The sequence below is a fragment of the Pandoraea anhela genome (assembly GCF_902459655.1).
GTDB classification, from domain to species: domain Bacteria; phylum Pseudomonadota; class Gammaproteobacteria; order Burkholderiales; family Burkholderiaceae; genus Pandoraea; species Pandoraea anhela.
The window spans coordinates 60,718-83,703 of sequence record NZ_CABPSB010000012.1; the positions used below are offsets into that span (position 1 = coordinate 60,718).

Annotated in this window: 23 protein-coding genes; 18 read left to right on the forward strand and 5 right to left on the reverse strand. The window is 64.7% G+C overall.

Annotated features, from left to right (window positions below; translation table 11 throughout):
* Positions 1–33 precede the first annotated feature (33 nt).
* Genes PAN31108_RS16575 through PAN31108_RS16585 form a run of 3 tightly spaced genes read left to right on the forward strand, consistent with a single transcriptional unit; the run spans position 34 to position 2,907 of the window.
* On the forward strand, positions 34–591 hold the full coding sequence (locus tag PAN31108_RS16575; protein WP_246184006.1) for an RNA polymerase sigma factor: 558 nt from the start codon (positions 34–36) through the stop codon (positions 589–591).
* Positions 588–1,721, forward strand: a complete 1,134-nt coding sequence (locus PAN31108_RS16580) for a hypothetical protein (RefSeq protein ID WP_150669919.1) — start codon at positions 588–590, stop codon at positions 1,719–1,721. Before PAN31108_RS16575 ends, PAN31108_RS16580 begins: the two co-directional genes overlap by 4 nt.
* A complete protein-coding gene (locus PAN31108_RS16585) occupies positions 1,708–2,907 on the forward strand; it encodes a cytochrome P450 (RefSeq protein ID WP_150669920.1) in 1,200 nt (399 codons plus the stop codon). The genes PAN31108_RS16580 and PAN31108_RS16585 overlap by 14 nt, the downstream gene beginning before the upstream one ends.
* A gap of 136 nt (positions 2,908–3,043) precedes the next feature.
* Here the strand turns inward: PAN31108_RS16585 and PAN31108_RS16590 are convergent, their stop codons facing one another.
* The 3 genes from PAN31108_RS16590 to PAN31108_RS16600 form a co-directional block, all read right to left on the reverse strand.
* The gene (locus PAN31108_RS16590) at positions 3,044–3,505 is read right to left on the reverse strand and encodes a cupin domain-containing protein (protein ID WP_150669921.1); all 462 of its coding nucleotides are present in this window, start codon (positions 3,503–3,505) and stop codon (positions 3,044–3,046) included.
* 167 nt (positions 3,506–3,672) lie between these two features.
* Positions 3,673–4,413, reverse strand: a complete 741-nt coding sequence (locus PAN31108_RS16595) for a response regulator transcription factor (protein WP_150669922.1) — start codon at positions 4,411–4,413, stop codon at positions 3,673–3,675.
* A gap of 320 nt (positions 4,414–4,733) precedes the next feature.
* Positions 4,734–5,648 (reverse strand): LysR substrate-binding domain-containing protein, encoded by a 915-nt coding sequence (locus PAN31108_RS16600; RefSeq protein WP_150669923.1) that lies wholly within the window; start codon positions 5,646–5,648, stop codon positions 4,734–4,736.
* Positions 5,649–5,796: 148 nt separating this feature from the next.
* On the opposite strand from PAN31108_RS16600, the gene PAN31108_RS16605 reads away from it, so the two are divergent.
* From PAN31108_RS16605 to PAN31108_RS16645, 9 genes are all read left to right on the forward strand, one after another.
* Positions 5,797–6,861: an ABC transporter substrate-binding protein gene (locus PAN31108_RS16605; RefSeq protein ID WP_150669924.1), complete on the forward strand. Its 1,065-nt coding sequence runs from the start codon at positions 5,797–5,799 to the stop codon at positions 6,859–6,861.
* Between the two features lie 46 nt (positions 6,862–6,907).
* Positions 6,908–8,059: an ABC transporter ATP-binding protein gene (locus tag PAN31108_RS16610; RefSeq protein ID WP_150669925.1), complete on the forward strand. Its 1,152-nt coding sequence runs from the start codon at positions 6,908–6,910 to the stop codon at positions 8,057–8,059.
* Positions 8,056–8,994, forward strand: coding sequence for an ABC transporter permease (locus PAN31108_RS16615; RefSeq protein ID WP_370819672.1), 939 nt, complete (start codon positions 8,056–8,058; stop codon positions 8,992–8,994). The genes PAN31108_RS16610 and PAN31108_RS16615 overlap by 4 nt, the downstream gene beginning before the upstream one ends.
* 14 nt (positions 8,995–9,008) lie before the next feature.
* A complete protein-coding gene (locus PAN31108_RS16620) occupies positions 9,009–9,824 on the forward strand; it encodes an ABC transporter permease (protein ID WP_150669926.1) in 816 nt (271 codons plus the stop codon).
* A gap of 3 nt (positions 9,825–9,827) precedes the next feature.
* Positions 9,828–10,928: an NAD(P)/FAD-dependent oxidoreductase gene (locus PAN31108_RS16625; protein ID WP_150669927.1), complete on the forward strand. Its 1,101-nt coding sequence runs from the start codon at positions 9,828–9,830 to the stop codon at positions 10,926–10,928.
* Positions 10,906–11,214, forward strand: coding sequence for a (2Fe-2S)-binding protein (locus tag PAN31108_RS16630; RefSeq protein ID WP_150669928.1), 309 nt, complete (start codon positions 10,906–10,908; stop codon positions 11,212–11,214). Before PAN31108_RS16625 ends, PAN31108_RS16630 begins: the two co-directional genes overlap by 23 nt.
* Positions 11,211–12,644, forward strand: coding sequence for an FAD/NAD(P)-dependent oxidoreductase (locus PAN31108_RS16635; protein WP_150669929.1), 1,434 nt, complete (start codon positions 11,211–11,213; stop codon positions 12,642–12,644). The genes PAN31108_RS16630 and PAN31108_RS16635 overlap by 4 nt, the downstream gene beginning before the upstream one ends.
* A 57-nt stretch (positions 12,645–12,701) precedes the next feature.
* The gene (locus PAN31108_RS16640; protein WP_150669930.1) at positions 12,702–13,067 is read left to right on the forward strand and encodes a RidA family protein; all 366 of its coding nucleotides are present in this window, start codon (positions 12,702–12,704) and stop codon (positions 13,065–13,067) included.
* A gap of 326 nt (positions 13,068–13,393) precedes the next feature.
* On the forward strand, positions 13,394–14,521 hold the full coding sequence (locus PAN31108_RS16645) for a diguanylate cyclase (protein WP_150669931.1): 1,128 nt from the start codon (positions 13,394–13,396) through the stop codon (positions 14,519–14,521).
* A gap of 98 nt (positions 14,522–14,619) precedes the next feature.
* Here the strand turns inward: PAN31108_RS16645 and panA are convergent, their stop codons facing one another.
* Complete coding sequence (gene panA, locus PAN31108_RS16650; protein WP_217426325.1) at positions 14,620–15,192, reverse strand: pandorabactin biosynthesis sigma factor PanA; 573 nt, start codon at positions 15,190–15,192, stop codon at positions 14,620–14,622.
* Between the two features lie 375 nt (positions 15,193–15,567).
* On the opposite strand from panA, the gene PAN31108_RS16655 reads away from it, so the two are divergent.
* The 4 genes from PAN31108_RS16655 (at position 15,568) to fhuF (ending at position 18,384) form a co-directional block, all read left to right on the forward strand.
* Positions 15,568–16,305: a 4'-phosphopantetheinyl transferase family protein gene (locus PAN31108_RS16655; RefSeq protein ID WP_174995025.1), complete on the forward strand. Its 738-nt coding sequence runs from the start codon at positions 15,568–15,570 to the stop codon at positions 16,303–16,305.
* A gap of 108 nt (positions 16,306–16,413) precedes the next feature.
* Positions 16,414–16,641, forward strand: coding sequence for an MbtH family protein (locus tag PAN31108_RS16660; protein ID WP_150669933.1), 228 nt, complete (start codon positions 16,414–16,416; stop codon positions 16,639–16,641).
* On the forward strand, positions 16,631–17,422 hold the full coding sequence (locus PAN31108_RS16665) for a thioesterase II family protein (protein ID WP_150669934.1): 792 nt from the start codon (positions 16,631–16,633) through the stop codon (positions 17,420–17,422). The genes PAN31108_RS16660 and PAN31108_RS16665 overlap by 11 nt, the downstream gene beginning before the upstream one ends.
* Positions 17,419–18,384, forward strand: coding sequence for a siderophore-iron reductase FhuF (gene fhuF, locus PAN31108_RS16670; RefSeq protein ID WP_150669935.1), 966 nt, complete (start codon positions 17,419–17,421; stop codon positions 18,382–18,384). Before PAN31108_RS16665 ends, fhuF begins: the two co-directional genes overlap by 4 nt.
* 159 nt (positions 18,385–18,543) lie before the next feature.
* On the opposite strand, the gene PAN31108_RS16675 is transcribed toward fhuF, so the two are convergent.
* Positions 18,544–19,911 (reverse strand): lysine N(6)-hydroxylase/L-ornithine N(5)-oxygenase family protein, encoded by a 1,368-nt coding sequence (locus tag PAN31108_RS16675; RefSeq protein ID WP_217426326.1) that lies wholly within the window; start codon positions 19,909–19,911, stop codon positions 18,544–18,546.
* 284 nt (positions 19,912–20,195) lie between these two features.
* On the opposite strand from PAN31108_RS16675, the gene panG reads away from it, so the two are divergent.
* Together panG and panH are read left to right on the forward strand one after the other, a co-directional pair.
* Positions 20,196–21,878 carry a pandorabactin export ABC transporter PanG gene (gene panG, locus PAN31108_RS16680; RefSeq protein WP_150669936.1) on the forward strand — a complete coding sequence of 561 codons (1,683 nt, stop codon included), beginning with the start codon at positions 20,196–20,198 and terminating at the stop codon, positions 21,876–21,878.
* Between the two features lie 101 nt (positions 21,879–21,979).
* Positions 21,980–22,954 (forward strand): pandorabactin biosynthesis dioxygenase PanH, encoded by a 975-nt coding sequence (panH, locus tag PAN31108_RS16685; RefSeq protein WP_150669937.1) that lies wholly within the window; start codon positions 21,980–21,982, stop codon positions 22,952–22,954.
* Positions 22,955–22,986 lie beyond the last annotated feature (32 nt).

The window sequence follows — 22,986 nt, forward strand, 5'->3', positions numbered from 1 at the left end:
TCTTTCCGTCAGTGTCTGTGGTGGTGAATGAACATGATGCAGTTCGAGCAAGATTCGGGGTTCGCGCGTTTGCTGCTCCCTATGCTGCCGAAGCTGTGGACGTTCGCGCTGCGGCTGACCGGCGACCGGCATGATGCCGAAGACCTCGTGCAGCGCGCCTGCGTGCGTGCACTCGAACGGGCGGACGCCCAACTGCGGCCCGACAGTGCGCCGCTGAACTGGCTTTACTCCATCGTCCATTCGCTCTGGCTCAATGAATTACGCGCGCGTAACGTGCGCAATCGCGGCGGCGTGGCCTGGGACGACGCCTTGCTCGAAAACATTGCCGACTCCGTGTCGGGATTGCCTGACGAGCACCTCGGGCACCGTCAGATCGTCGACGCCGTGGAGCGTTTGCCGACGCCGCAGCGCGTGGCGCTGCTGCTCGTGGCCGTGGAGGGTTTCAGCTACCGCGAAGCCGCGCAGATTCTCGATGTTCCGGTCGCGACCGTCATGGGACGTCTGTCGGCGGCCCGTCAGCGTCTCGGGGTGCAGTTCGACATTGCCCCACGCCGGCGCAGCAGCGTCGAAGTAGGCGAAACGTCGACGTGATGATGATCACGGACCAGACCCTCCTGTCTTACGTGGACGGCACCCTGAGCGATGAAGTCCACGCGAAGGTCGAAGCCGCCGTTTCCCGTTCGCCTGCACTTGCGGCGCGTGTGGCGGCGTTGCGTGCGTCCGATCTGCCGTTCCGCGAGGCTTACGACGACTGCGTCTCCGCGCCGGTCCCCCCCGAACTCATCTCGACGTTGCGCACGCTGGTGCGCGGGCGCACGACACTCGACGTTCCCTCGCACGTCGCCAGCGCCAACGACGCGCGCTTCGCGCGCGCGCGGCATCGTGTCCATGTTCGCAGCCGTAGCGCGGTCCCGCGTCGCAGCTCGCTGGACCGGGACAAGGACGAGCGCGGCGCGACGGTGACACGCCGCAGGCCGAGTTCGATCTGGTGGCAGATCGGCGGTTTTTCGGCCGGTGCGATGGCGTTCGTCGTGCTGGTTGCGAGCGCCGGCGCACGCTTTCTCACGGAAGGCCCCGCGCCGACGCCGCTGCCCCTCGCGCGCGCCGTGGTGGCGGCCGGCAATCTGGACGTCGACAGTGTCGCCGCGGCGCCGCCGGAAGCGCCGAACGTATGGCACGGCTCGTATGAGCCGTGGGTGCGCGCATTCGTCTCCTACCAGACGCTGATCGCCCGCGCGACGCTCGATCCGCTCGACGATGAACCCGCCGAAGCGATCGCGACGGTGCGTGCGATCCGGCATCGTGACGACATCCCGCTGGTCGTTCCCGATCTGCGCCGCGCCAACATGGAGTTCAAGCGCGTGCAACGGTTGCAGTTCGATGGCCGTGCGGTCGTGCAGATCGCGTATCTGCCACGCGAAGGTCCGCCGGTGGCGTTGTATATCGTCAAGGACACGCGCCTGGCGCATGGCCCTTCGGCGCAGGTGATTCCCCCGATGGACACGGTGACGTGGCGCCGTGACGGACAAATGTTTGCATTGGTCGCTCCCTCCGGGTCGAGCGATCTCCTGCCGATCGCCCGCGCGCTGGCCAACGCCGTCGTGCCGGTGCTCTACGACGGCGGCGCTACGCCGCCGAGTCTGCAAGCCAACGGTATCTTGCAGCCGTTCACCGACGCGATGGCAGATTCCCCCCTCTCCCAGACTTATGAATCTCGCTGATTTTTCTTCCCCCGCGTTCTTCGACAATCCTTACCCTGTATATGAGCGCCTGCGTCAGGCCGGCGATCTGGTGCCCATCGGTCCGGCGCTGATGATGACCGGGCGCTACGACCTGATCGAAGCGCTGTTGCACGACCGCCGCATGGGCAAGGCCTACATGCCGAGCGTGATCGCGCGCTATGGCCCGCTCGCGACCGAGCAGCCCGTGTTCCGCGCGATCAGCCGGATGTTTCTGATGGCGAATCCGCCGGAACACACGCGCCTGCGCACGCTGTTGATGCACTCGTTCAATGCTCGTCGCATCGAGGACCTGTCGAAAGACATGCATGAGCAGGCGGCCCTGCTCATCGAAGCGATGCCGCCGACCGGCCCGGTCGATCTGATGTCGTCGTACTGCACGCCGCTGCCGCTGCGCATCATCTGCCGCATGCTCGACGTGCCGATCGAAGACGGTCAGGTCCTGGGCGAGAGCGCCGCAGCGCTGGTGCGCGCGTTCGATCTCGCACCGCTCGACGAAGCCGGACTGGCTGAGGCCAACAAGGGCGCGCTGACGCTCGAATCGTATTTCGACCGCCTCCTGCGCGTGCGTCGCCGTGAACCGGGCGACGACTTGCTCTCCGCGCTGATCGTCGCCACGAGCGGTGAGGGCGGCTTGTCCGACGACGAGATCGTCGCCAACATGTTGTTGCTGTTCGTCGCGGGCCATGAGACGACGTCGAACATGCTCGGCAATGCGCTGATTCACCTCTACCGTGATCCGGCGCAATGGCAGGCGCTTCGCAGCGATCCGTCGCTCACGCAGGCGGCCGTCGTTGAGGCGATGCGCTTCGACAGTTCGGTGCAGATGGTCGCGCGTACGGCGCTCTCGCCGGTGCGAGTGGGAGACGTCGCCATCGAAACCGGCACGACCGTGTTCATGCTGCTGGGCGCGGCCAATCGCGATCCGGCCAGGTTCGAGAACCCGGATGGCTTCGACATCCGGCGCAACAATCATGGCCGTCTGATCTCGTTTAGCGCCGGTATTCACCATTGCCTCGGCGCACGGCTCGCGACGGCGACGCTGCAAATCGCGCTCGACAAACTGCTTGGCAGCTTCCCGAAGCTGGAGATCACCGGGCTCGACGAACTGCGTTGGCATCGCCGCCATAGCCTGCGCGGCGTGGCGTCGCTGATGGCGAACTACTGAGCGGCGGCGCGCACCATCGCGTCGTTTCGGTGAAGTCAACGCGAATCGGCCCGTCACGGGAAGTGACGGGCCGATTGTGTTTTTGCCATGCGCACGCGTCGGCATTCGACGCGCACGCTGGCTGCCTTACCGGAACTTACTGACCGATATGCGAGGGGGCGTCGGTGTCGTACACGGCGTAGAGCTTGGTGTAGCCCTTCGATTCGAAGACACCCGTCCAGCCCTTGGGCAGGGTGACGGCTTCGCCCGGGCCGGCCTCGACGACCGTGCCGTCGCTCGACGTGAACTTCGCACCACCGGTGAGGAAGACGAGTAATTCGGTGTAAGGATATCCCGGCGCCGAGCGAATTTCCTCACGCACGGGGCCCGACTTGAACACGCCGGTCTGGAAGGCTTTGTCGGGAGATGTGAACGTGGTGACGTCGACGGTATCGTTGCCGTCTTCGCTCTCATGCACGGCGTCGGCGCGCTCGAACACCGGTCCGGTCAATTCCTGCTTGTTCACCTTGACGGGGTGCAGCGCGCCGGCGCTCGCACCGCCTGCATACGCCGCGAGCGTCATTAGCGCGATGGCGGTCAGGCGCGCCGGTCGGGCCATTCGCGTCAGCCTCGCCAGTCCGGTCAGCGGATAGGAACTATGGGGACTGCGGGGGCTGCGGTGCAACATTGGCGTCTCTTTGTCTATTGTCATTCGTCCTCCCGATTGTCGCTGCCGGATAGCGCGCGCGTTTGCGGGCGACCGGCAGCGGGGCGGGCGAGAGCATATCAATCGCGCGGGACTTCAGGCAAGGCTTGCGCGCGCGGGGCGGCACGCGTGACCCGGCGCGGGCGCGCACCGAGGCAGTAGCCGCCGCCGTAGACCGCACGCAACACCAGACCGTGCTCGCCGCGCAGGCCCAGACGATTGCGAAGCAGGTACACATGCTGCTCGATGCTGCGCGCGGCGGACGCCTCGTCGCTGCGCCAGATGAGCGACGCGATACGGGCCCGGCTCACGCGCATGTCCGGCGCGGAGAACAGCAGCCACGCGAGCGCGAACTCGCGTGCGGTCAGCTCCACTTCGATGCCGTTCACCGCGACGGTATCGCGGCTGCGGTCGAGCTGATAGCCGCCGACTTCCAGAATGTCCTCGCTGCGTGCCGCGTTGGCCGAGGCGCGCCGATGGAGCGTCATCGCCAGGCGGGTCTGCAACTCGGGGATATCGACGGGGAAGGGCAGCACGTCGTCGCATCCGGCGCGGAACGACAGGTCGAGCATCCACGAGGGGGTGCCGAACCCGATGACGGGCGCGCCGGCACTGCGCGTGCCGCGGCGGCGGGCGAGTACGCCCTGCAAGTCCAGAGGGCCTAGCGATGCATCGACGAGTACCGCCGAGTAAGGAACGCGCGAGGCAGCCACGAGGTATTGGGCGGCGTCGTCGAATCGCTGACAGTCGCCGTCGGCGCTGAGGCGGTTGCGGATGGCGTCGTAGAGCCCGATGTCTGACGTTAGAACTGCAAACTTCACTTCATGCTCCTATTGCCGAACTCGAATTCGTTATTTCGTGCTTGTGGCGCGCCCGAGAGAGAAATTGTCGGGATTCGCGTTGTCATGCATAAAACACTTCAGTCCGTCAAAAGAAACGTGAGGATTTTGCATCGAACTGTTGAAAAACCGTCGCAATGGATAAGGAGAGCAGTTGACTGACAAGCATCACCGCACGCCCCATTTTGGGGCGCGCGCGATATGCGTTGCGGGCAACCGCTTGCGCAGCGTCCGGTCACACGCGTCATCATGGAAAAAAGGGGGGCGGCGCGGCGTCAGCCATGTGACGGGCCCGGTGGGGATCAGGCTTCCAGCAGGGCGATCATGCGCTGCTTCGTGTAGTCGACGAAAGCTTGCGCGAGTTGCGACGGCGGGTGTTGCGTCGATGTGACCAGCGAAAAGCCCGACATGACCACGGGCTCGAACGGTTTGACGACGACGCGTCCCGCCGCGTAGCGCGCCGTGACCTGATCGATGATCGCGACGCCTGCACCATGCTGGACCAAGACGCAGATGGCCGCCGACAACTGCGACTCTGCGCTCATGACTCGATCGATCTGCCGCTCCGCGAAGAGCCGGTCGATGTACATCCGGTTGTCGAACTCCTTCGGGTAGGAGACGAACGACTCGTCGCGCAGGTCTTCCGGGCGAATCACGTCGCGGTTCGCGAGCCGGTGGCCTGGCGGCAGGATGCAGCGCATGGGCGCGCGATGCAGCGTTTCGACGTTCGCGCCCGCGTGCGTGAGCGGGTGGGCGATGAAACCGACATCGCAGCGTCTGCCGACCACCATATCGACCACGATGCTCGACGCATGAATCAGCAGCGTGGTGCTGATGCCGGGGTGTTCGCGCATGAAGCCGGTGAGCGTCGTCGGCAGGAATTCCAGCGCGAGCGCCGGGGCGCCGGCGATGTGCAGCGAGCCGCGTCGCAACGACTTGATCTGCTCGGCTGTCTGCGCAATGCGATCGATGCCCGCAAACGAGCGTTCCACCTCTTCGAACAACACCATCGCCTCGGGCGTCGGGTTGAGCCGGCCGTTGCTTCTGTCGAATAAGGAAAACCCTACGTCGGCTTCCAGATCGTTGATGAGGCGTGTGACGGCCGGTTGCGAAATGTGCAGCATGTCCGCCGCGCGAGTGACCGTCTGGCGCAGGATCAGCGCGCGAAATGCTTCCAACTGCCGGATCTTCATCGAACCCTCGTCTGCGTGCGCCATAACATTTGCGTATGGCGGAGCAAAAAAATGTGATTTGACCGTGAATGTGTCGAAAATGACCCTACGAAAACCACGCACCAGTTTGATTTTTTTTCGTAATGCCGAGCCATAACATCACATAACACTGCATCACGCAAGGAGCTTCCCGATGAAGACTGTCGTCCCTCAAACGCTTCGCAAGCCGTGTCGCGCCGCCGCGATTTTCGCGGTGGCCGGTCTGGTTTTTGGCGCTGCCGCCGCCCATGCCGACGCCACGTTGTACGTCGGCGCTTATGGCGGTTCGTTCGAGCAGATGCTCAAGAAAGACGTCATTCCCGGTTTTGAGCGGGCCAATCCGGGCACGAAGGTCGTGATCGTGCCGGGCGACTCGACGACCACACTCGCGAAGCTTCAGGCGCAAAAGGGCAAGGCCGGCATGGATGTGGTCTTCCTCGACGACGGTCCGATGTATCAGGCCATTCAGATGGGCTTTTGCGGCAAGCTCGCCGACGCCCCGGTCTATCAGGATCTCTACGACATCGCGAAATTCAAGGGCGGCAACGCCGTGGCGGCCGGTCTGATCGCGACGGGTATCGCATACAACACGCGTCTGTTCCAGGCCAGGGGCTGGCCTGCGCCGACGTCGTGGAAGGAGCTGTCCGATCCGAAGTACAAGGGCAAGCTCGTGATGCCGAGCATCAAGAACACGTATGGGCTGCACGCGCTGCTCGTCGAGTCGAAACTCAACGGCGGCAGCGATTCGAACATCGATCCGGGTTTCAAGGAGATGGAGAAGATCGCACCGAACGTGCTGTCGTTCGATCCGTCGCCGGGCAAGATCGCCGAGCTGTTCCAGGCGGACGAAGTGGCGATCGCCGTGTGGGGCAACGGTCGCGTGCAGGCGCTGCGTCAGCAGGGCATTCCGGTTGAGTTCGTCTATCCGAAGGAAGGCGCGGTCGCGCTCGGCATGGGCATGTGCGCGGTCGACAAGTCCGCCAACGATGCGCTCGCGCAAAAATTCATCCAGATGATTCTCTCGCCGCAGACGCAGGCCGTGCTTGCGGAAAGCCAGGGCGTGGCGCCGTCGAACAAAAAGACGCAACTGTCGATGGCCGTGGCCGCTCGCGTGCCGTCGCCGACGCAGATCGACAAGCTCGTGCGTGTCGACTGGGACGTCGTGAACGCCAAGCGCGCCGACTGGACGCAGCGCTGGAACCGTCAGATCGAGCGTTGAGCCGTCGAGCCTTCATTTGATTCGTCCGTCGGAGACCACAAGCGTCATGATCACCCCAACCCCTACGAGCACGCCCGCGTCGACGCCGTATCTGCGCGTCGAACAACTCGGCAAGCGCTTCGGCGATACGGTTGCCGTCGAAGGCGTCGATCTCTCGATCGCGCAGGGCGAGTTCATCTCCCTGCTGGGACCGTCCGGCTGCGGCAAGACGACCACCTTGCAGATGATCGCCGGCTTCGTCGCGCCGACGTCCGGCCGGATTCTGCTCGAAGGCCGTGACCTGACGCCGGTGCCGCCGGAAAAGCGCGGGCTCGGGATCGTCTTCCAGAGCTACGCGCTGTTTCCGCACATGACAGTGGCGCAGAACGTGGCGTTCGGTCTGGACATGCGACGGGTCGATCCCGGCGAGAAGCAACGTCGGGTGAAGGACGCGCTGGAACTCGTGCATCTCGGCCAGCACGCGCAGCGCTATCCGCGCGAACTCTCGGGCGGACAGCGGCAGCGTGTGGCGCTCGCGCGTGCGATGGTGATCGCACCGCCGGTGCTGCTGCTCGACGAACCGCTCTCGAATCTCGACGCGAAGCTGCGCGAGCAGATGCAGGACGAGTTGCGTGCGATTCAGCGCAAGGTCGGCACCACCACGATCATGGTCACGCACGATCAGGCCGAAGCGCTCGCGATCAGCGACCGCGTGGTGCTGCTCAATGTGGGGCGCGTGGTGCGCATCGACACGCCGCACGACGTGTACGAAGATCCGCGCGCCACGTTCGCCGCAAACTTCATCGGGCAGACCAATCTCATCACCGGCCAGCTCGACGTGCGCGGCGGCGTGGCGCTGCTCGACGTGCAGGGACTGCGGCTCGTGCTCTCGCCTGCGCAGGCCGGGCTGGCGGCGGAGGCGGCCAATTCCGTCAATTCCGCCGGCGGGCTCAATGTGCCCAATGCGCCCAATGCGCCCGTCACGTTCTGTCTGCGTCCCGAGCGGATCCGGCTGACGTCGGCCGGCACCGGCCGCGTGCCGGGCCGCGTCGCGCAGCGCAGCTTCCACGGCAACCACTGGTTGCTGACCGTATCGACCGCGTTGGGCGATCTTCGCGTGCTCGTGTCGAACGACGGTGTGGTCGCCGCCAATGACGGCGATGCCGTCGGTCTCGATTGGGCCGACGACGCCTTGCGTCTGGTACGGGAGCGCGCATGAACGCCGCGACGTCCACGCCACCGCGCGCGAGCGCCGAGCCACCGGCGAAGCCGTCGATGGGGGTCTCTGCGGAGATCGCCGGCCAGCGGCGTGCCGCCTGGACGCTGGTCATGCCGGCAACGCTCTACTTCCTCGTGCTGCTCGCCGTCCCGCTCGTCCTGACGTTCGTGCTGAGCCTGTACGGCTTCGATCCGAACTCGGGCGGCATCTTGCCGACGCTGTCGTTGCAGCATTACCTCGACATCGTCACCGACAGTTATTTTTACGAGATCTTCCTGCGCACGTTGCTGTTGTCGGTCGGTGTGACGCTGCTGTGCGTGCTCGTCGGCGTGCCGGAAGCCTACTTCCTGTTCCGCATGCGCGACCCGTGGCGCTCGCTGTGTCTGGTGCTCGTGCTCGGCCCGCTGCTCATTTCGGTCGTCGTGCGAACGCTCGGCTGGTCGATTCTGCTCGGCCGCGAAGGGCTGATCAATACGCTGCTCACGAAGCTCGGGCTTATCGATCATCCGTTGCAGATGCTCTTCACGATGGGGGCTGTCACGGTGGCGCTGGTGCACGTACTCGTGCCGCTGATGGTGCTGTCGGTGTGGACCTCGCTCACGCGGCTCGACCCCGCTGTCGCCCACGCCGCACGCTCGCTCGGCGCCGGACGCGCGACGGTGATGTGGCGTGTGGTGTTGCCGCAGATCACGCCGGGCATTCTGTCCGGCAGCCTGATCGTGTTCGCGTTGACGGCAAGCGCATTCGCCACGCCGGCCCTTATCGGCGGCCGACGCCTGAAGGTGGTGGCGACCACGGCGTACGACGAGTTCCTCGGCACGCTGAATTGGCCGCTGGGCGCAGCCATCGCCATCGTGCTGCTGATCGTCAACGTACTCATCATCAGCGGTTACAACCGCGCACTCGAGAAGCGCTTCACGCGCCGTCTCGGCTGACGGGAGGCCCTCACATGACTTCGCAGGATTCCCGGTACGATCGCAACGGCTTCGGTGCGCTCGCGTTCCATGTGGTGTTTCTCGTCTTCATCCTCGCACCGCTGGTCGTGGTGTGTCTGGTGGCGTTCACGCCGGACAACTTCCTCTCGATTCCGACGCAGCGCTTCTCGCTGCGCTGGTTCGCCTCGCTCATGAGCGACGAGGACTTTCAGTCGGCGTTGCGCACGAGTCTGTGGCTGGGCGTGATGTCCGCCACGGTGTCCACAGCGCTTGCGGTGCCCACCGCGATGGGGCTCGCGCGCTATCGCTTTCCGGGGCGCGACGCCATCAACTCGTTCCTGCTCTCGCCGCTGATGATTCCGCCGGTGGTGCTGGGCATTGCGTTCTTGCGACTGTTCACGCTGCTCGACATGGGCGGCTCGTTCGAGAGCCTTGTCGCCTGTCACGCGTTGCTGATCTTTCCGTACGCGCTGCGGCTGATCATGGCGGCGCTCGTCGGTCAGGCGGACGAGGGCGAACGTGCGGCGCGCTCGCTCGGCGCGGGGCGCTGGACGACCTTCCGCCGCATCACGCTGCCCGCGATTCTGCCAGGCGTAGCCGGCGGCTGGGTGCTGGCGTTCATCAACAGCTTCGACGAGCTCACGGCAACGATCTTCGTCACCTCGCCCGAGACCATCACGCTGCCGGTGCGCATCTACATGAACATGAGCGAGACGGTGGACCCGAGCGTGGCGGCGATCTCGACGCTGCTCATCGGCCTGACGCTCGCCGTGATGCTGGTGCTCGACCGCATCTACGGATTGAACAAGGTTCTGGTTGGAAATCACTAAAACATGCAAAAGACATACGATATCGCCGTCATCGGCGGTGGCCTCGTCGGCATGGCGATCGCCTACGGGCTCGCCAAGCGCGGACAACGCGTCGTCGTTTGCGATGGCGAAGACAACTCGCTGCGGGCCGCTCGCGGCAACTTCGGGCTGGTCTGGGTGCAGGGCAAAGGAGGCACCTGCACCAACTATGCACGCTGGTCGCTGCATTCCGCGAACACGTGGCAGGGCATGGCTGACGAACTCTTCGCACGCACCGGGGTGAACGTCGGCTTTCAGCGGCCCGGCGGGTTCAACATCGCGCAGACGGCCGACGAACTTGCCGTCAAGGTCGAGAGCATGCGCAAGCTCAAAGACGCCGAGCCGGCACTCGTCTACGAGGTGCTCGATCACGATGCGCTGGCCGAGCGTCTGCCGGCCATCGGCCCCGACGTGCATGGCGCCATCTATTCTCCGAACGACGGCCACGTCAGTCCGCTCTACACACTGCGGGCCCTGTTCGCCGCGTTCGAGCAGTTGGGCGGCGAGTATGCGCCGAACGGGCGTGTGACCGATGTTCGCCCGCTGGGCAATGCGTTTCGCGTCAGCATGGGCGACGCGTCGTTCGACGCCGGGCGCGTGGTGCTGGCCGCCGGTCTGGGCAATCGCGACCTCGCGCCGATGGTCGGGCTCGATGCGCCGGTCAAGCCGTTGCGCGGCCAGATTCTCGTGACCGAGCGCGTTAAGCCTTTCCTCGACTATCCGACGATCTACGTGCGTCAGACTGTCGAAGGTTCCGTCATGCTCGGCGACTCCGCCGAAGACGTGGGCTTCAACGACGGTGTGACGCCGGACGTACTCGCCGACATCGCGCGTCGCGGCATTGCACCGTTCCCCATCCTCAAGGATGTGCGCGTGGTGCGTGCGTGGGGCGCGCTGCGCGTGATGACCGCCGACGGCCTGCCGATCTACGAGGAATCGCAAGCCTGTCCGGGCGCCTTCCTCGCCACCTGCCACAGCGGTGTGACGCTTGCCGCCGCGCATTGTGAAACCCTCGCGCCGTGGATTCTCGGCGCCGAGCGTCCCGCGCTTCTGGATCATTTCTATGCCAAACGTTTCGCTGCTTAAGTCGCTGGCGCGCAGGGATGGCGCGACGGTGCGGATGTTCATCGAAGGAACCCCGGTCGACGTACCGGCGGATGTGAATGTGGCGGCGGCCTTGCTCTTCGCGGGCGTGACGGCATGCCGCACCACGCCCGTGACCGGCAGCGAGCGCGCGCCGTTCTGCATGATGGGCGTGTGTTTCGACTGTCTCGTGGAGATCGACGGCGTGCCGAACCGCCAGGGGTGCATGACGCCCGTGCGCGAGGGAATGCAGGTGCGTCGCATGATTGGCGCAAGGAGTTTGGCATGAGTACGAAGCCCGTGGATTTACTGGTCGTCGGCGCAGGACCTGCGGGACTCGCCGCGGCGCTCGAAGCGACGCGACACGGACTGGCCCCGCTGGTCGTCGACGAAAACGTGTTGCCGGGTGGTCAGATCTACCGCAGCGTGAGCCGTTCGCCGCTGGCCGACCCAGGTGTGCTCGGACCGGACTATCTGCGCGGGCGCGCGCTCGTCGATGCATTTGCCCAAGCGGACATCGCCTATTGGCCGCAGACACTCGCCTGGCAGATCGGCATGGACAAACGTGTCTGCGTTACGCGGCAAAGCGCGGGCGGCGGCACGTTGCAGATCGAGGCAAGCGCGATCGTGCTCGCCGGCGGCGCACAGGAGCGTCCGTTCCCGATACCGGGATGGACCTTGCCCGGCGTGATGGGCGTGGGGGCGGCGCAGACGTTGCTCAAGGCATCCGCGTTGGTGCCGGATACGCCTGCGGTGCTGGCCGGTTGCGGCCCGTTGCTCTACCTGTTCGCGTGGCAACTCATCAATGCGGGTGTGCCGGTGCGCGCGATCCTCGACACGGCCGAAGCGAGCGGACGCCGCGAAGCGTTGCGTCACGCCGGCGGCGCCTTGCGCGCGCCGTCCTATCTGCTCAAGGGCTTCAAACTGCTGCGCGCGATTCGCGCGGCGGGCGTGCGGCACGTCAAGCATGTGTCGTCGTTGCGCGTGCTGGGCAAAACGCAGGCCGAGGCCATCGAGTATGTGGCCGACGGCAAGACGCAACGTATCGATACGGCGCTGGTGTTGTTGCATCAGGGGGTGATTCCGAACACACAGGTCACGCGCTCGATCGGTTGCGATCACGAGTGGGACGACGCGCAGTTGTGCTGGCGTCCGAAGACCGACCTCTGGGGGGAAACCAGCGTGCCGGGCATCTTCGTGGCCGGAGACGGGGCCGGTATCGGCGGGGCGCTGGCGGCGGAGCCGTCGGGGCGCCTGGCGGCGGTTCAGGCCGCCGCGAAGCTCGGCAAGATCGACGCGGCCAGACGCGACTCGCGCGCGGTGTCGCTGCGTCGCGAACTGGCGTCGCACACGGCGATCCGTCCGTTCCTGGATGCGCTTTACCGTCCCGCCGACGACTTCCGTGCCCCCGTCGACGACAGCACCATCGTGTGCCGTTGCGAAGAGGTGACGGCAGGGGACGTGCGGCGCATGGCCGGGCTGGGGTGCGTCGGACCGAACCAGACGAAGACCTTCTCGCGTTGCGGCATGGGACCTTGCCAGGGCCGGTTCTGCGGCATGACCGTGGCTGAACTGCTGGCGCAGGCACAAGGCTGTGCGGTGCCGGAAGTGGGCTACTACCGCATCCGTCCCCCCATCAAGCCGGTGACGCTGGGCGAACTGGCCTCGGCCGTCGAAGCCCCCGAATTTCTGAGTGAACGCGCAGGTTTCCCCAAGTAGGTGAGATGGCTCGCGCCTTTCATCTACTGCTTTTTATTCCCTTTTGGAGACGTGGTAATGAGCGATATTCAACGTCATCACACGAATGCACGGATGAGCCGTGTGGTGGTGCACAACGGAACGGTCTACATCGGCGGCCAGACAGCCGACGACCGCAGTCAGGACATTACCGGCCAGACGCAGCAGGTGTTGGCGAAGATCGACGGCTATTTGAAGGACGCCGGTATCGACAAGTCGCGTCTGCTCTCGGCGCAGGTGTGGCTCAAGGACATCGAGTCGGACTTCGCCGGCATGAACGCCGTGTGGGACGCTTGGACGAGCCCGGGGAACACACCGACGCGCGCGACGGTGGAGTCGCGCCTGGCGGCGTCGGACCTGCTCGTCGAGATCGCCGTGATCGCTGCGGCGAAGTCAGGCGTCTGACCTGTCGGAGGCTCAAGAGGCTCCAGAGGCTTCGGAGGCTTGAGAAGCGTCCGACGATCATACGCAGCAGGAAAGACATTGGGCCCGCAGCACCTTGCGGGCCTTTTTCATGGGCGTCGCCCAACACGGCCTGATGCCGCCCGCCGCTGCCCGGAGTCAATGAACGAAGTAATGTCAACGCACTGGTGAATGAGATTTGCCCGCCGCGCGTCGCGATGTGAAGCTGGAAGTCCCGGAGGGCAGGCATAATGCGCGAACCGGTACATGATCGGCAGCAAGTCGGGCGTATTTATCTCATTTTTCGAGAGAATTCGACACGAACTTAGGTGTCCCTCATCGAAAACTCAGGCGACATGACGGATTCATCGACAGACCAGTCTTCCCGTTATCAGACCCAAAAGGGGCGAGACTTCTCTCGTCGCGTGCTGGGACTGCGCAGTCTGGGGTGTGTGCTGAGCGCCATCGCGGTGTTCGTCGCTATCCAACGCGCCGGGGCGTCGCATATCGGCTATGGGATCTGGGCGCTCAACGCGTTCCTGTGGCCGGCCTTTGCGCACGCCATCGCCATGTCGTCGTCCGATCCGGTGGCGGCCGAGCGTCGCAATCTGCTGTGCGATTCGGCCTTCGGCGGCGGGTGGGTGGTCGCCATGCAATTTAGCGGCGTACCGTCGGCGGTGCTGGTGTCGGTCCTTCTTATGCACAATGCGTCCGTCGGCGGATACCGCCTGCTGCGCGACGGTATTCTGGCGTTGATCTTCGGCGGGCTGCTGACCGGCAGCGTGCTCGGCTTCACGGTTCAGACGCACATCGCGTTCCGCGAGTTGGTGGCAAGTCTGCCGCTGTTGCTCATTTACCCGACGCTGGTGGGAGTCACCAGCTTTCGGCTGGCGAAACGGCTGTCGAAAAGCGAACGTACGCTGCGGCGGATCAGCGATCAGGACGATCTCACGTCGTTGCTCCACCGCCGCTCCTGGATGCGCGCGCTCACGGCTTGCTTCGCCGACAAGCGACTGGGCCGCTCCGGCACGGCGAGCATCGCGCTCATCGACATCGACGGTTTCAAGGAAATCAACGACCTGCACGGTCATCTTCAGGGCGATTCGCTGATTCGGATTCTGTCCGACGTGCTGTTGACCGAACTGGGCAGCCACGATGTGAGCGGACGGTACGGGGGCGATGAATTCTGCGTACTGTTCGACGGCCAATCGGCCGAGAAAGCGCGCCGGAAACTGGAAAAGGTCTGCGCCGTGTTTTCGGACGCGACACAAGGCCTCGATGCGTCACGCAGCGTGACGTTGAGCGTCGGGGTGGCGAACTACACGGTGAATCTGATTTCCCCTACAGCCTGGCTGGCCATGGCCGATCACGCGTTGTACAACGCCAAGCGCCTGGGGAAGAATCGAATCGTGATCGCCGACATCGACGGGGGTTTCGAGGGCGTGGCGCTTCGCTGACGATGTCGGCGCGGGGCCGTGCCGGCGCGCGGCGGGCGGTCCCGGCACGGCGACACGGCGACACGGCGACACGATTCGGCGCTGGCCGTCGGCCAGCGTCAGACCGCCTCTTCGCACGCGCCGTTGATCCACGGCGTGAGCGCCTGACGGGCGTCCTGCATCATGAAATTCACCAGCGTGGTCGAGACGCCCAACGACTGGGCGATCTCACGTTGCGTGCAATCCTGGAAGTAATACATCTCGAAGACAGTGCGTGTGCGCTCGGGCAAGGTCTTGAGCCGGTCGAGCATGCCGCCGATCATCTGTCGCGCCGTGACCTGCGCCTCGGGCGAGGCCGCGCGATCGGGCATATCGATCGCCTCGTCTTCTACCGTGAACACCCGGTTCTCGATTTGCTGGCGACGATAGCCGTCTAACGCCAGATTGCGTACCACCTGCATGACATAGCTGGCGGGATGCCGGACCGGGCACGTGCTGCGTGCGTCGCACAACTTGATGTACGCATCCTGCACCACATCTTCCGCGCGGCACGGGCAGCCGAGAATCCGCATCGCCAGTCCGACCAGTGCGCGTCGGTGGGTGACGAAGACCTGACCGACAACGCCGTCCTCCGTGTCATTGCCCTTAGGCATCCAGCCGGGGCACCCGGCATAACTTAACTGCTCGCTCATGCTTTTGCCTCCAGATCGGCATCGAAGGCACGGCTGTGTGGCGACGCGCTGCAACTGTCGCTTTGGAACCACACTGGCGAGCCCGAAAAAGGCACGAACACAGCCGATGACAAAGTGACGGGCGAACGCCGCCAGGAACGACGCCCACGGCGCATTCCAACACAACGGTGCAGGGAGAAAAGACAGGACTGCAGAACTTCCGCCGCTCAGATCCGACGGACGCACAACTCGGATTGCGGCCGGTGCGCCTATAACTTTCCGCAGGTATCGCAGCAAATTTGACGTAAACAATAGTGAAAATGAGAATGGTTTGCAATTAATATTTTGATGCGCAAGACGTCTGTCGATTGAGTCGCCTTTCATTTCGTTATGCCAATGAGCCTTACTTTGCAATTCATCAGGATTGCTGATGCCTTCGAGACACCGTCCCGTGCGGTGGCGCGGTTGTCCTCCGACGAGCACTTTCGGATGTCGCGCCTGCACAAGGCGGAGGATCGGGCGCGCTTCGCGGCCGTGAGGGCATCGCTGCGCGAGGCGCTGGGCCGCGAGTTGGGGGTCCCGCCGGGCGATATCGTGTTCGAGACGGACGCCAACGGGCGGCCCGGACTGGTCGGGGGGGCAGCGCTTGACTTCAACGTGAGTCACGCAGGGCAATGGGGCATGCTGGCGTATTCGCGGAATGTGCGTGTCGGAGTCGACATCGAGCGGCTCGATGCCGTTGCCGACCCGCGCAGCCTCTGGAACATCTGCCTGCATGCCGAAGAGCAACGCGCGCTGCTGATGCGCAGTTTCCAGTTGGCAGGGCGGGGCGGCGGGGCGCAAGCAGCGTTCCACTGGATCTGGAGCCTGAAGGAAGCCGTTTTCAAGGCGCTCGGCACCGGCTTGCAGGACGGTCTGACGGCGTTGAGCGTCGACGTGGATGCCGTTGCGCGGGCGGCGGCTGCCGTCGAGGGCAGGTTCGACAGCGCTTTTTGTCCTGGCGCGGCAGGCCACACGATCGCCTGGCGTGCCGACGACCCCGAACTGGCTCGCGGGCTGCACGGGCTGGAACTCCGTCTGCTGCCTGCGCCGGCGGGCTATTGTGCCGCGCTGGCGTGGCTGCCGAAGGGGTAAATTGCAGCGATGCTGGACCGTCTGTCAGCCAGAGAGGGGGCGCAGATCGCGCTCCCAATGGTGCAATGGTTTGGCAGGATTCAAGTCAGACGCTTACAGGAGTGATCGATGAGTTTCGACGACGAGAATTGCGTGTTCCGAGTGGTCATCAACGACGAAGAGCAGTACGCCATCTGGCCGGACTACCGGCCCGTGCCCGCCGGATGGCGCGAAGTCGGGGTGAGTGGCAACAAGGCGACGTGTCTGGCGCACATCGAAACGGTGTGGACGGATATGCGTCCGCGCAGCTTGCGCGAGCACCTCGCCACGCAGGGCGATGCACGCAATGTCGTCTGACGCATCTGAGGCAATTCAGGCATTCGGGGCGTGCCGCCTGCTGTGCCTGCCCTGTGCGGGCGGCAGCGCCACCGTGTATGCGCGATGGTCGCAGGCCGCACCGTCCTGGCTGGCGGTACGCCCGGTGGAGTTGCCGGGCCGTGGCACGCGCCATCACGAACCGCTTCAGCACGACCCGCATCGGCTGGCGGACCAGCTGACCGAGGAGTGCCTCGCTCGGCATGTCGGAGCCGGCACGCGTTTCGCGCTGTTCGGGCATAGCCTGGGCGGTTTGCTGGCGTTCGAGATCGCGCATCGTCTGCATGCGCAGGGGTACACGCCTGCGGCCCTGTTCGTGGCGGCGAGCCGTCCGCCCGCCACGCGCGACGACAGCCGCTACGCGGCGCTGGTCGACGATGCCGACGTGTTGGCCGAGATGCGCGCGCTGGGCGGCACACCGGAGGCCTTGCTCGCGGAGCCTGAACTCATGGCGATGGTGCTGCCCGTCATCAAGGCAGACTTCCAGTTGTGTGGCCATTACCGGCGGGCATCGTCGGAAAAGCGTGCGCCGTTGCCGTTGCCGATTCATGCGATGGCCGGACGCCGCGACAGTTTCGCGCCGGAGGTCCTCGACGACTGGCGCTGCGAGACGCGTGGCGCCTACACGCGTACCGACTTCGAAGGCGATCACTTCTTCGTTCGCGACGATCCTGCGCAACTGCTGGCCGTCGTCGCCAACAAGCTCGCGCCCGCGATGCACGCGCCGCCGGCGGTGGCGGTGGCAGTGGCGGCGGCCCAATGAGCGACTGGTCCGGTCGGTCCGGTCTTGCGATGCCGGCGTCGCCAAGCGCTGGTCACTTCGATCTGGCGGCGAGTCTGCCTGCGCCGGTGCGCGGTGAGTTGGGGCCGTTGTGTGCCGGATTGGCGTTCGGCGTGCCCGCGCCCGGTGAGCGCCGGGCCGGCGATGCGGTCATCGGCCTCGCGGACCTCGATGCCCACATGCCCGCCATGTTCGACGGGGTGCGGCGCATCGTGCCCGGCGTGGAGCCGCGTGCGCTGATGTCCCAATGGAGCAAATTCTATTTCCGTGCCGTCGCGCCGGCGGCGCTGGCGATCACTATCGTGCATGGCCGCCGGCTGACGCTCGATCCGGCGGCGTGCCGCATCGTGCTGCGCGGCGGGTTGCCCGTCCAGCTTCGTTTCCCGATCGATAGCTGGATACCGCCGGGCGCAGGCACCGACGAAGCGCAGGACGCGGCGACATTACCGCCGGCGTTCGAGCGTTTCGCGTCGCTGATCCATGTGCACCTTCCTGCGGCCATCTACGCGATGCATCGGGCGTCCGGCGTCTCGCAGCGCGTGCTGTGGAGCAATGCGGGCAATCTGCTGGAGTTCATCGTCGGGGAGATGCGGGCGGTGCGGGAGATGGGGGAGGTGGGGGAGACGGGGGGCAGGCATCACGTGCCGTCGCTGGCGTCGCGCGCTGCTCGTGACTACGAATGGCTGTTCGAGGGCGATGCCGGGTTCGGTCAGACATCGGACAATCCGCTCTACCGCACGGTGCGTTACGTCACCCCGCCGTCGACGGCCATGCCGACGCCGATGCGTGCACGCCGGGTGTGTTGTTTGCGCTACCAGCTTGCAGGCAAGGGCACTAAATGCGACGAAGCCTTGCTGTGCGGATCCTGCCCGCTGATGCTGACGATGACGCCGCAGCAACTTCAGCGGCAACTGGCGATGCAGGCCGGCGGCGCACCGCAATAGCGGCCATTCGGTGGGCCGACGATGTCGGCGATGACGGTAGCCCCCTCAGCGGGCTTTGCCGGCGCGACGAAGACGAACCGAAGACGAACCGAAGACGAACGGCACCGGCGGTCTCGCCGCGGTGCCGTTCGGTGCCGTTTTTACGCTCGTGTGCGACGTTCATCCTGCCAGCGCTGCGACACGGGTCGTCGGCGCCGGCGTATCGGTCTGCGACGGGGCACGTTCCAGCAAAGAGGTTGCGATCTCCGACGAGCGTGTCGCCAGGATCGAGAGCAAGGTGTCCGACAGGCCGTGCGTCGGCTCGCAGTAGCCTTGCAGGTAGATGCCGGGCTGGAAGTTGTCTCTGGCGCGCAGCCGGTAATCGCGCTCGCCCTCGAAGCCGTCGAGCCAGGGGGCGACGTCGCTCAGCAATGCTTCGTGCGTGCGGCGCTCGTACCCGGTGGCCAGCACCACGACATCGTAATGCTGCGTCACGTCACGCCCGGACAGGCGCTCGTGCATATGCAGCGTCACGCGCTCGCCGTTCGCGCTCGTTTCCCGGATCTCGTGGCAAGACAGCAGGGCGTGATGCCCGTGACCGCCCACGCGTTGCTGGTACAGCACGTCGTAGATGCGGGCGATCAGGTCGTCATCGACCACGGCATAGTTCGTATTGCGAAACTCGTCGAGAATGCGTTCGCGCTGCTCGATCGGCTGGGCGTAAATGAAATCGGTGAATTGCGGATCGAAGATTTCGTTGACGAAGGGGCTGCTGTCCGCAGGCTTCAGCGCTCGACCGCGCATGACCAGATCGACCTGGGCCTGCGGCCACTGCTCGGCGAGATCGAGGAAAATTTCGGCCGCGCTCTGTCCGCCGCCCACGACGGCGACGCGTCGCGGTTGCGTCTCGCTCAGCGCGGCGACACGCGCAAGATACTGCGACGAATGGAACAGCCGCTCGTGCCCTGCGCGATGTAGCGAAGAGAACACCGGCGGCACGTGCGGCGTACCGCCCGCACCGAGGATCACGTTGCGGGTGCGGCGCGATTGCAGGTCGCCTTGCCCGTTGCGCGAATGCACTTGCAAGGCCACGACCTGACCGCGTTCGAGCACCGGCTCGATGCCCGTCACGGTTTCGCCATACGCGCATTGTCCGTGGAAGTGCGAGGCCGCCCAGCGAAGGTAGTCGTTGTACTCGCGGCGCGTCGGATAGTGGCTTTGCAAGTTGATAAACGCGGACAGGCGCGACTTCTCATGCAGATAATTGATGAAAGTGAAGCGGCTGCGCGGATTGCGCAGTGTCGCCAGGTCCTTGAGGTAAGCGATCTGCATGCGGCTGTTCGAGAGCAGCATGTTGCCGTGCCACGTGAACTCGGGCTGCTTCTCCAGGAACAGGAAGCGAGCCGGTCCGAGCCGCTGGCCGCAATGCTCTTCGAGCGCGATGGCGAGCGCGAGGTTGGACGGCCCGAACCCCACGCCGATCAGTTCGTGTGTCATCGCGTGAGGGGGAGTGTGGTTCGTCGTGGACGGTTCTGTACTTGCGTGCATGAGGGCCTCGGCAAGATCATCCGGTAAAGTGAGCCGGATCCGGAATCGGGGGGAATGCGTACAAAGCATCCGTTTCCCAGAAGACGATGAGCTTTTCGTGAAATTTACCCCTCGGCTGGCGCGCGAGCGCAGGTGTATCGTGCGGTGAAAATTTTCGGTGTCCTGAATCGTCTTTGAGCGGTGGAGCCCAAAACGGGGCGCAACGCAGTGGCGTCGCGCTCCGGGTTTCGTCGTTCCTTCATCGAGATCCGCCGAGCGGCGGCGGGTCAATCGCGGAGAGCCCCGTGTTCCTGTTTCTGTTCCTGTTACGCGCCTCGCGCTGGCTGCTTGCGGCTGCGGTCGCTGCCTCTCTGGCTTGCGGTGTGGCAAATGTCATGCTGATTGCTTCGATCAACCGTGCGCTCGGTGCGCCGGCGGCGGAACTCGGCGCGCTGGCATGGCGCTTCGCCGCGCTCGCGGTGCTGTCCATGCTCGCGCAGATGTGCGCCGGCGCCCTGTTCACGCGGCTGGGACAGCGCACGCTGGCCGAACTACGTCGTCACGTGTCGCGCATCATCGTCAACGCGCCGTTGCGCGTGGTCGAGTCGACGGGCGGCGCGCGCGTGCAGTCGGTGCTGGCCGACGACGCCAATCACGTCGCGAACTTCTTCATCGGCCTGCCGACGCTGGTCATGAACGGCGCGATCGTCACCGGCTGTTTCCTGTACCTCGCGATCCTGTCCTGGCCGATCTTCCTGATGGCCTGCGTGGCGATCGGTCTCGGCGCGCTGGGCTATCACATCAGTCACACCAAAGTGATTCGCTATCTGCGTACGGCGGGACAGCGTCAGGACGAGCTGTTCGGGCATTTCCAGACGCTGGCGTCCGGCGCAAAGGAACTCAAGCTCAATCGCCGTCGTGCCGATGCGTTTCTCGCGCGCGTACTGGGTTCTGCCATCGAGGCGGTGCGCGAGAACCGCTCGCGCGGTCTGACGCTGTTTATCTTCTCGGTCAGTTGGGTGCGTTTTCTGTTCTTTGCGCTCATCGGTCTGGTGCTGTTCGTGCTGGTTGGCGCTACGTCGAGCAATACGCATGTCGCGACCGGCTACGCCATCGTCTTTCTGTACATGGTCACGCCGCTCGAAGCGATGCTCAACAACATTCCGCTGCTCACTATGGCGCGTGTGGCGAGCGAGCGCATTCAGAAAGTCACCGAATCGATGCGCAACGAGGAAGTGACGTCGTCGGAGACACCGACGAGCGGCGCGCCGCTGGTGCGATTGCACGGCATCACGCATAGCTACTATCACGAGCAGCAGGACGAAATCTTCCGTATGGGGCCGATCGATCTGACGTTCCGCCCCGGCGAGATCACGTTCCTGATCGGGGGTAACGGCAGCGGCAAGACCTCGCTGGCGAAACTGCTTACCGGCCTTTACGTGCCGGAGAGCGGCGAGATCGTCTGGAACGGCCAGTCGGTCGATGTCAGGAACCGTGACCGCTACCGTCAATTGTTCTCCGCGATTTTCTTCGATTTCCATCTCTTCGAAACCCTGCTCGGTGCGGACGACGCGCAGACCGATCCCGCGCGTATCGACGCCTTCGCGGCGCGCTGGCTCGCACGCCTGCATCTGCAACACAAGGTGAGCGTGACCAACGGTGCGTTCTCCACCCGGGATCTGTCACAGGGGCAGCGCAAGCGTCTGGCGCTCGTGGCGGCGTGCGTGGAGGATCGTCCGTTCCTCGTGTTCGACGAATGGGCGGCGGATCAGGACCCGGTGTTCAAGGAAGTGTTCTACCGTGAAATCCTGCCGGAACTGAAGGCGCAGGGGAAAACGGTGCTCGTGATTTCGCACGACGACCGCTACTTCTCGCTGGCCGACCGGCTGGTGAAAATGGAGAACGGGCAACTGATCTCCGACGGCGAGCCGGTTGCAGCACCGTCCGGCAGCGCGACGATGGCGGAAAAACCGCAGTCGTCGGCGTGAACTTGCTAAATTGTCCTTAGATTGCCCTTAAATTGCGGGCTCGAGGATCGTCAATGAAAGTGCGGCGCGTTTGGCGCCGCGGTTTCGTTGAGGATCCAACCATGCTCGATACGATGCTCGATGTGCGCGCCCTGCGCACCAACGGCGACCTCCCGATGGTGGTCGAACCGCGCGATGCCGGTGTGCCGATCGAGGCCGCCGCCAGTGCCCTTCATGCACTGGTGGACGAATATCTCCCGACCCACGGCGGTGTGCTGTTCCGTGGGTTCCGCGTGAATGGCGATGCGGCGTTCCGTGAGTTCGCCGCCTCGTTCGGCCATTCGCTGCTGACCTATGAGTTCGGCTCGACGCCGCGCAGCAAAGTCTCGCAAGGCGTCTATACGTCGACCGAGTACCCGCCGCATCAACACATTCCTTTGCATAACGAACAGTCGTACACACGCGACTGGCCGATGAAGATCTGGTTCTACAGCGTACTCACGGCGCAGGAAGGCGGCGAGACGCCGATTGCCGACAGCCGTCGAATCTATGCCCGCATTCCTAAGGACCTGCGCGAGCGCTTCGCGAGCAAAGGCCTGATGTACGTGCGCAACTTCGGCAACGGTTTCGACGTGCCGTGGACGCAGGTCTTCAACACGGAAGATCGTGCGGAGGTCGAGGCGTATTGCCGTGCACATCGCATTGCCTGCGAGTGGAAGGACGACGGCGAACTGCGCACTCGCCAGTTGTGTCAGGCCGTCGCGCAGCACCCGACCACGGGCGACTGGGTCTGGTTCAATCAGGCGCATCTGTTTCATATCTCGAACCTCGAACCCGATGTGCGCGAGACGTTGCTCGACGTGGTCGGCGAGGAAGACCTGCCGCGCAATGTGTACTACGGCGACGGCAGTCCCATCGAGGAAGACGCGCTGGCGACCATTCGTCACGTGCTGGAAGCCGAGAAGATCAGCTTCCCGTGGCAGGACGGCGATGTCCTGATGCTCGACAACATGCTCGCCGCTCACGCGCGTGCGCCGTTCAAGGGGCCGCGCAAGGTCGTCGTGGCGATGGCGCAGGCGCACGGCGCCGATCGCTGACGGTCGTTGCCAGAAGCCCGATATCGATCCCG

Bases quoted from the DNA above. Each gene is read 5' to 3' on its own strand.
- PAN31108_RS16630 (WP_150669928.1), top strand. From the start codon at position 10,906: ATGCCAAACGTTTCGCTGCTTAAGTCGCTGGCGCGCAGGGATGGCGCG.
- PAN31108_RS16600 (WP_150669923.1), bottom strand. From the start codon at position 5,648: ATGGCGCACGCAGACGAGGGTTCGATGAAGATCCGGCAGTTGGAAGCA.
- PAN31108_RS16665 (WP_150669934.1), top strand. From the start codon at position 16,631: ATGTCGTCTGACGCATCTGAGGCAATTCAGGCATTCGGGGCGTGCCGC.
- PAN31108_RS16590 (WP_150669921.1), bottom strand. From the start codon at position 3,505: ATGGCCCGACCGGCGCGCCTGACCGCCATCGCGCTAATGACGCTCGCG.
- PAN31108_RS16605 (WP_150669924.1), top strand. From the start codon at position 5,797: ATGAAGACTGTCGTCCCTCAAACGCTTCGCAAGCCGTGTCGCGCCGCC.
- panH (WP_150669937.1), top strand. From the start codon at position 21,980: ATGCTCGATACGATGCTCGATGTGCGCGCCCTGCGCACCAACGGCGAC.
- PAN31108_RS16635 (WP_150669929.1), top strand. From the start codon at position 11,211: ATGAGTACGAAGCCCGTGGATTTACTGGTCGTCGGCGCAGGACCTGCG.
- PAN31108_RS16615 (WP_370819672.1), top strand. From the start codon at position 8,056: ATGAACGCCGCGACGTCCACGCCACCGCGCGCGAGCGCCGAGCCACCG.
- PAN31108_RS16620 (WP_150669926.1), top strand. From the start codon at position 9,009: ATGACTTCGCAGGATTCCCGGTACGATCGCAACGGCTTCGGTGCGCTC.
- PAN31108_RS16640 (WP_150669930.1), top strand. From the start codon at position 12,702: ATGAGCGATATTCAACGTCATCACACGAATGCACGGATGAGCCGTGTG.
- PAN31108_RS16660 (WP_150669933.1), top strand. From the start codon at position 16,414: ATGAGTTTCGACGACGAGAATTGCGTGTTCCGAGTGGTCATCAACGAC.
- PAN31108_RS16610 (WP_150669925.1), top strand. From the start codon at position 6,908: ATGATCACCCCAACCCCTACGAGCACGCCCGCGTCGACGCCGTATCTG.
- PAN31108_RS16625 (WP_150669927.1), top strand. From the start codon at position 9,828: ATGCAAAAGACATACGATATCGCCGTCATCGGCGGTGGCCTCGTCGGC.
- panA (WP_217426325.1), bottom strand. From the start codon at position 15,192: ATGAGCGAGCAGTTAAGTTATGCCGGGTGCCCCGGCTGGATGCCTAAG.
- PAN31108_RS16655 (WP_174995025.1), top strand. From the start codon at position 15,568: ATGAGCCTTACTTTGCAATTCATCAGGATTGCTGATGCCTTCGAGACA.
- PAN31108_RS16575 (WP_246184006.1), top strand. From the start codon at position 34: ATGATGCAGTTCGAGCAAGATTCGGGGTTCGCGCGTTTGCTGCTCCCT.
- fhuF (WP_150669935.1), top strand. From the start codon at position 17,419: ATGAGCGACTGGTCCGGTCGGTCCGGTCTTGCGATGCCGGCGTCGCCA.
- PAN31108_RS16675 (WP_217426326.1), bottom strand. From the start codon at position 19,911: ATGCACGCAAGTACAGAACCGTCCACGACGAACCACACTCCCCCTCAC.
- PAN31108_RS16585 (WP_150669920.1), top strand. From the start codon at position 1,708: ATGAATCTCGCTGATTTTTCTTCCCCCGCGTTCTTCGACAATCCTTAC.